Annotated in this window: 2 protein-coding genes; both read left to right on the top strand. The window is 29.6% G+C overall.

All coding sequences use genetic code 11. The annotated features are described in order from the left end of the window. Nucleotides 1-475: 475 nt before the first annotated feature. Nucleotides 476-913, top strand: coding sequence for an Lrp/AsnC family transcriptional regulator (locus ACUVXA_RS20640; protein ID WP_445873177.1), 438 nt, complete (start codon nucleotides 476-478; stop codon nucleotides 911-913). A 222-nt stretch (nucleotides 914-1135) separates the two neighbouring features. Then, on the top strand, nucleotides 1136-1567 hold the full coding sequence (locus ACUVXA_RS20645) for an Lrp/AsnC family transcriptional regulator (RefSeq protein WP_445873178.1): 432 nt from the start codon (nucleotides 1136-1138) through the stop codon (nucleotides 1565-1567). The last annotated feature ends 151 nt before the right edge of the window (nucleotides 1568-1718 follow it).

Genomic DNA, 1718 nt, shown 5'->3' on the forward strand with positions numbered 1-1718 from the left:
ATATAGAAGTAAAAAAATCGGAAAAATTTGTCAGTTTAATATAAATTTGGGAAAATAAAAATATAAAAAAGTTCTGTATTGGGAATAATATTTCCGAAATTTTTCCCGACGCACCACTAAAAAATCCTATTTAAAAACTTTATGGTAAGATTAGGGGAAAAATATCATAATTTTTTAATAATTTTCGTGCAAATATTCAATATTTTTTCCTAAATAAGGATATATTTTTCCGATTTTGCTAATTAGAATTTGATGTTATGGATTTTTATTATAGGGAAATATAATAAATTTTTTAAGGTATTATTGGATTTTTTATATTCCGGCTTTTTGGCCTATAAATTAATTATCATTTTAGTATATTTTTAGTACCATTATTGTCCGTTTATATTCCAAAATGTTTATAAATTTTCCGAAATAACTAATAAAGTGATATTAAAAATAAGTGAATTAGTCTTTTAGAAAGGAGGAGTAAACTATGGAACTGGATTATATTAACAAGAAAATAATCGAGATGCTAACAAATGATGCTAGAAGACCTTACCGAGAAATTGCCGATGAACTAGAAGTAACGGAATCCACAGTTAGAAAGAGGGTAAATAAACTTGTCGAGGAGAAAGTAATAGAGAGATTTACGCTAGCTCTTAATCCTTCTAAAAGTGGGAGATCGGTAACTGCTTATGTTACTGCATATCCTCAGAACCAGAGGGAGAGAGAAGTAGAAGAACTAGTTAAAGAATTGCCTGAGGTAGTGGAAGCCTACGCCATGTCCGGAAAATGTGGCGTAAACATGAAGGTAGAAGTAAAGGATCTACAGAGTCTGAACGCATTCTTAGAAAAATTGCAGAATGAATCAGCAATCATAGGCCTAGAGAGTTGTATCGCTTTAAAAGAATTAAAAAGATCTGTAATGTAGATCTTCAAACAAAATAAAATCCAAGAATGGAGAGATATTAGTTAAATTTTTCCTAATTCTAATCGTTAATATTTTAAAAAAAAACTTTTAATTGATTCAAACTCTTAGAACACATAATAATAGTAGCCATTGGCACCCATTGACTCCAATATATAAGAGGTAGGAATTACAAATTTATAATAGAATCGTTTTGCGTTAAATAAAAAATGAAGGTACTCAAAAATGTTAAAAATTGATGACACTGATGAGAAACTGATTAGGATGCTCAGCGAAGACAGTAGAAAATCTTACAAAGAGATTGCAGATAAACTGGGATTAAGTATAATAACTGTCAGAAAAAGATTACAAAAACTTGTCGATGAGGAAATCATTAAAAAATTTACAATAATACTAAATCCCGAATTATTCAAAAATAAAATTATATCATTAGTAACTATACACCCGGCAGCACACAGGCAAAATGAAATAATAGAAACCATCGCTAAATTAGAAGAGGTTGAAGAAGCACACCTCATGACCGGAGGATGTGGCCTGAGCATGAAGGTTCACGTTAATAGCCTAATAGAATTGAATAAGTTCATTGAAAAAGTGAGGGGAATTCAAGGAGTAATAAGTGTAGAGAGCTGTATAGTTCTGAGGAAAGTGAAAGGATAAAAAATAAATTCAATCTATTTTAATATAAGTTTACATAATTGATTATTTCAGATATAGGATTGATTTAATTCACATTTTGGTATTTTAATCCCGAAATTCCATATATTCAGACGAAACTCCTATATGGGTATTTGTTGATATATAACTTATG

The sequence above is a fragment of the Candidatus Jordarchaeum sp. genome, assembly GCF_052745115.1.